We start from the raw sequence: 5,510 nt of genomic DNA, 5'->3' as shown, positions 1-5,510 counted from the left end.
CAGCCACGTGATGGCGTGATTGATGACGCCGTAGCCCGGCACGCTGGGCAGCGTATAGATCGAGCCGCTACTGATCAGGACCGGCTCGTTGCGAACACCGACCGCATCGAGCAGCGCGCCATATAACGCCACGTGATCCTTGCAGTCGCCGTAGCGGTTCGCGAGGATCTCGCTTGCGCTGTGCGGCACCACCGAGCCGCGCCCGACATAGATCGCCACATAGCGGACGTTACGGCGCACCCAGTCATACAGCGTCTTGGCTTTGTCATGCGGCGTCCTGTCATGTGCCGTGAGGTTTTGCGCGAGACGTGTGACGGCGGCGTCGTGCGCGTTCGGGTCGGCGGCGGATGCCTTGTAGCTGGCGGCGAAAGCGGCGTAGTCCGGAAAGGTCGAGACCATCAACCGGTCGCCATACGACACGTAGGCAATCGAGCCGCGCTCCAGCCGACTGAAATGCGCCTTGTCGTAACGATATTCGTAACGTGTGCGGCCGTTGTGAGTCACCGGTTGCAGCGTCGTGAACCCGCGCGCATCGGCATAGAGCGGTTTGTCGGCGGGCAGGTCGTAGATGAGATGGAAGTTGTGGGTCGGCGCGAGATCGGGCGGCGTGAAGTCGCTGAACTCGCCCGGCACGATTGGTTGCTTTTGCGTCTTGCGATAGGTGAGGTGCACGCGCGAGCCGGGTTCGACGGCCGGGAACACGATCATCTTTTCCTGGATGTCCTGAAACATCGGCGCGTCGAACGAGCGGGCTTCCTGCACGTCACGGATCTGCTCGGGCTGCACGTCATGACGCACGCCATCGGCGGTGGTCGTATAGGCCTCGATGATCTGCACGTCCGCCATATTGCGGTTGAACCAGACGTATTGCTGCGCCACTCGCGCAACGCCTGCTTCGTTATTCACGCGCAGCGTCATCGAATCGAGCTTGGAGAAGGAGCCGTCGGCGTTGACGGTGAAGGTCTGCGTTTCGCCTTCGTTGGTATAGGGATCGTCCAGTTTGGCCGCGATGCTTGCGCTCGCCGCGTGGATGCCGGCAAGCCAGCCGAGAGAGGCAAGACAGACCAAAGAAGCGAGGCGCATGCAGGCAGGTATCCGGAACGGCAACGTTGACGGGATCGCCAGCTAGCGTCGGTTTGCGCCGCCTGGATGTCAAGCGGATGTCACGCATTGCGATTGAGCAAATGTCCTAATTGTGTAATGATATCCATTCTCAATTGAAAGGCGTCGCCAGCTTTCCGTCACATTTCTCCTCCTCTGTGACTGCCAGCCAGCCTCTCAGCCGGACAGCCTGGGCCGCAAGCCGGGTTTGTCCGGCCCTTCCTTTCAAACTTTCCTTGACCGCCGGTATGAGCGCGCGCCACGTCGCCGTCCGTGGGCTAGGGTTTAACTTGCAGCGGCTGGAGCCTGGATGTGAACGCGCCTGATTCGATCGATATGAAACCTGCTGCTGGTGGTGGCGGCACGCAATACGCTGCTCATACACCGGAGCGTGGTCATCATTTGATGGACGACGCCGAGCAGACCGCGCGGCGCCGGCGTTCGCGGCGGGCGAATTTCATCAAGTGGTTGCGCAAGGTGCACGGATGGGTTGGCCTGTGGGGCGCGGTGCTTGGACTGATGTTTGGCGCGACTGGTTTTTTGCTGAATCACCGGGGCGGACCGTTGAAGGTGTCGTCTGGTGAGCCGCAGGTCGAGCAGTTGCAGATTTCCGTGCCGCAAGGGAAGTTGAAGTCGCCAATGGATATGGCGAAATGGATCAAGGACGAGTTAAAGATCGACGGTAAGCCCGGGCGAGTGAAGCGCGAGCCGGCGCATCCGGTGGCGTGGGGCGATCGCAGTACGATGCAGCCGGAATTCTGGCAAGTCGGAATTTTTGGGCCTACTCAGAACGTGCAGGCCGAGTACTGGGTCGGCAATGGGTTTGTTGCGGTGAAACGCACGCAGAATTCGTTTCTCACGACGATGAATAATTTGCATCGTGGTGTGGGGTTGAGCGTTGGGTGGGTTTTGTTGATTGATACGATTGCTGGCGGGATGATTCTGCTTTCTTTGACTGGTGTCCTGCTTTGGACCGAGTTGAATAAGCGGCGTGTTGTGGGTGTGGTTTTGGTGGCTGGGTCGGTGATTGCTGCCGTGGTGTGCGGGTTGATGTAAGCGACTCTTTGCTTCGCGCGGTGGCATAAGCGCATAAAGTGCCGCGCGAGCAAAAATCAGACGCTCCCCACACTCCCGCTAAACGCTACAAGTCGTGTCGCCAGACGCGGCTATCTCCCGCGCGGCCTTAGCGCCCTCAACCTGCAGCAAAGTCGGCAACGAAACACCATTCTTGGCCGCCGTCACCTCGGCAAGAATGGAAACCGCGATCTCAGGCGGCGTCCGGCTGCCAATATAAATCCCAACCGGCCCATGCAGCCGGGCCAACTCAGTATCGTTCAGATCGAACTCCTTCAAGCGCTCACGCCGGGCCTGATTATTCCTTCTTGACCCCAAAGCCCCGACATAAAACGCCGACGTCTTCAACGCCTCCATCAGCGCGAGATCGTCGAGCTTCGGATCGTGCGTCAGCGCAATCACCGCACACCGCTCGTCGAGCTTCATTTCGATCACTGTATCGTCCGGCATCGTCCGCACGATCTTTGTGCCGGGAATGTTCCACTCCTCGGTGTACTCTTCGCGTGGATCGCACACGGTGACCTGATAATCGAGCCCGACGGCGATGTTGCACAGATAGCGCGACAACTGCCCCGCGCCGATCACCAGCATCCGGTAACGCGGGCCGTGAATCGTCAGCAGACGCTCGCCGTCGAAATGCACGCCGTCTGTTGCCAGCGCCGCATCGAGCCGCACCGCGCCCGTCACCATGTCCACTTCGCGTGCCACCAGGCGGCCGTCCTCCACCGCATTGCACAGATCGGCAATGCCGCTTTGCGGCGTCAAAGGCTCCAGCACCAACTGGATCGTGCCGCCGCACGGCAGGCCGAAGCGATGCGCTTCTTCCGCCGTGATGCCGTACTTCACCGCCTCCGGGCGTGTCTGTTCGATACCCTTTTGCCGCACGCGGTCGATCAGATCGTCTTCGATGCAGCCACCCGATACCGACCCCACCACGAGTCCATCGTCACGCACCGCGAGCATCGCGCCCTCGGGACGCGGCGACGAGCCCCACGTCTTCACCACCGTCACCAGTAGCGCGCGATGTCCCTCTTCCAGCCAACGTGCGCTGGACTTCAGGACTTCGAGATCCACGCTGTCCATGATTTCTTCCTTTTCGTTCCGTCACCGCCGGACTCCGTGTCCGCGGCCTCATTCGATTCTGTATTTTGCACCGCCGCTTCGGCGGCTGCAGTGCCCTCGTCATCCGGGGCCGTTGCGCTGTCAGCGTCGCCGCCGACCTGCGCGCCGAAGCGCTTGAAAAATTCGCCAGCGAGTTTACGCGCTGCGCCGTCGACGAGCCGCGAGCCGATCTGCGCGAGCTTACCGCCGACCTGCGCGGTTGCCGTGTACGTGAGCTTCGTAGCGGCGTCGCCTTCCGGTTCGAGCGTGACGTGCGTATTGCCCTTGCCGAAGCCTGCCGCGCCACCCTGACCTTCGAAAACGATGGTGTAAGTGTTCGGCGCCTCGATGTCGGTCAGCAGCATACGCCCTTTGAAGCGTGCCTTCACCGGACCGACCGATGCGCTCAACACCACCGCATACGCGTTTTCGCCATCCGGGTCGATGCTTTCGCAGCCGGGAATGCACGCGCGCAGGATTTCGGTATCGTTCAGGGCGTCCCAGGCGCGCTGCTGAGAAACCGGCAGCGTATGGGTTTCATTCAATTCCATGGCGTTGCTCCTGCGAATGTCGTGGCGGATACGGGGCGACGAGGCGCGCGCGTGAGTTGCGCGAGATCGCGGCCGAACGCTGTCAGACTGTCCAGATTATGAACCGGACGATGCGCGTCGACATACGGCAGGATCGCCTGCACGCCGCGCGCCTTCGGTGAGAAACCGCTGAAACGCAGCAGCGGATTGAGCCATACGATACGGTGTGCGAAGCGGCGCAGGCGGGCCATTTCGGTGTCAAGCACGTCGATCGCTTCGTGATCGAGGCCGTCGGTGACGAGCAGCACGGTGGCTCTGCCAGTCAGCACGCGGCGTGCCCAGCGTCGGTTGAATTCGGCAAGCGCCGCGCCGATCCGTGTTCCGCCCGACCAGTCGACCACCTGATCGGTGAGTGCCGCGATCGCCACGTCGGGATCGCGCTCGCGCAGCGCGCGCGTCGCGTTGGTCAGGCGCGTGCCGAAAAGGAACACTTGCAGACGCTCACGCGATTGCAGCAGCGCGTGGCAGAAGTACAGCACCGCACGTGAATAACTGCTCATCGAGCCGGATATGTCGAGCAGCAATACCAGCGGCGGTTTGCGCTCGACCGCCGCGCGATACTTCCACACCGTCCAATCGCCGCCCGCGCGCACCGCTTGCCGTGCGCTCGCGCGCAAATCAGCATGCGTGCCGTGTGAGGCAGCCTTCAGGCGGCGCGTCGGTTCGGTGGCGAGCGGCAGACGCTGGCCGCGGATCAGATGCCGCAATGTGCGCCATTCGTCAGCGGAAAGCGTTTCGAAATCGCGATGACGCAGCCGCTCTTCAGCACTGAAGGTGACGTGTGCGTGCAGTTCGTGCTGTTCGGTTTCCTGCGCCACTTTGTTGTGCGGCGAGGGCGGCGTTCGCACGGCTAGCGCATCGGCGAGACGGTTGTTGCGTTTGGGCGGCGGCAGTCCATCGCGGACTTTCGGCAGCAGCAGCGCGCGCAGCTTGCCTTCCCAATCCGGATCGCGCCAGAACAGATCGAAGGCGGCGTTGAAGAGATCGCGTTCGTCCGGCGCGGAAACCAATAGCGTAGCGAGCGCCGCGCGCACATCGTCGCGCCGGCCGAGATCGATCCAGTGCAGCGCGGCGAGCGCATCGACAGCTTGCGCCGGCGACATCGGCAAGCCCGCGCCGCGCAGCACGCGCACAAAGTGCACGACGTTGCGGGCCAACGTGGGTGTATTGATCGGCGCGGCCGACGTGTCGATGGAGAGGGGCATCGCCGCTATCCCGGTGTCGCGAGACATTGCGCGATCTGCGCGGCATCGACGCGTGCGAGATCGTCCTGATACTTGAGCAGCACACCCAGGGTGTTGTGCACCGATTGCGGATCGAGTTCCGTCACCGACAGCGCTTCCAAAGCGCGGCACCAGTCGATCGTTTCGGCGATGCCAGGCGCCTTGAACAGATCCATGCCACGCAGCCGATGCACGAAATCGACCGCGCGCCGCTGCAATTCCGCCGACGTCTGCGGCGCCCGCGCGGCGACGATCTCCAGTTCACGATCGCGCTCGGGATAGCCGATCCATTGATACAGGCAACGGCGTTTCAACGCGTCGTGTACTTCGCGCGTCCGGTTCGACGTCATCACAACGAGCGGCGGCTGCGCCGCGCGCACGGTGCCGTATTCGGGAATCGATACCTGGAAGTCCGAAAGCA

General features: G+C 62.3%; 6 protein-coding genes. 1 reads left to right on the top strand and 5 read right to left on the bottom strand.

The genetic code is table 11. The annotated features are described in order from the left end of the window. The coding region (locus VFE81_RS26860) for a DUF3857 and transglutaminase domain-containing protein (protein WP_325047484.1) at positions 1-1,083 on the bottom strand (1,083 nt) is incomplete at its 3' end. Positions 1,084-1,413: 330 nt separating this feature from the next. On the opposite strand from VFE81_RS26860, the gene VFE81_RS26855 reads away from it, so the two are divergent. After that, positions 1,414-2,157 (top strand): PepSY-associated TM helix domain-containing protein, encoded by a 744-nt coding sequence (locus VFE81_RS26855; RefSeq protein ID WP_325047483.1) that lies wholly within the window; start codon positions 1,414-1,416, stop codon positions 2,155-2,157. 78 nt (positions 2,158-2,235) lie between these two features. On the opposite strand, the gene VFE81_RS26850 is transcribed toward VFE81_RS26855, so the two are convergent. The 4 genes from VFE81_RS26850 to VFE81_RS26835 form a co-directional block, all read right to left on the bottom strand. Continuing rightward, positions 2,236-3,258 (bottom strand): XdhC family protein, encoded by a 1,023-nt coding sequence (locus tag VFE81_RS26850; protein ID WP_325047482.1) that lies wholly within the window; start codon positions 3,256-3,258, stop codon positions 2,236-2,238. Then, complete coding sequence (locus VFE81_RS26845) at positions 3,231-3,827, bottom strand: carbon monoxide dehydrogenase subunit G (protein WP_325047481.1); 597 nt, start codon at positions 3,825-3,827, stop codon at positions 3,231-3,233. Before VFE81_RS26845 ends, VFE81_RS26850 begins: the two co-directional genes overlap by 28 nt. Continuing rightward, a complete protein-coding gene (locus tag VFE81_RS26840) occupies positions 3,818-5,098 on the bottom strand; it encodes a vWA domain-containing protein (protein ID WP_414695667.1) in 1,281 nt (426 codons plus the stop codon). Before VFE81_RS26840 ends, VFE81_RS26845 begins: the two co-directional genes overlap by 10 nt. Next, the coding region (locus tag VFE81_RS26835; RefSeq protein WP_414695666.1) for an AAA family ATPase at positions 5,077-5,510 on the bottom strand (434 nt) is incomplete at its 5' end. The genes VFE81_RS26840 and VFE81_RS26835, both read right to left, overlap by 22 nt.

The organism is Paraburkholderia sp. (genome assembly GCF_035656215.1).
GTDB lineage: Bacteria > Pseudomonadota > Gammaproteobacteria > Burkholderiales > Burkholderiaceae > Paraburkholderia.
The sequence above is the reverse complement of the archived record's forward strand: the minus strand, read 5'-3'. Positions and strand labels throughout refer to the sequence as shown.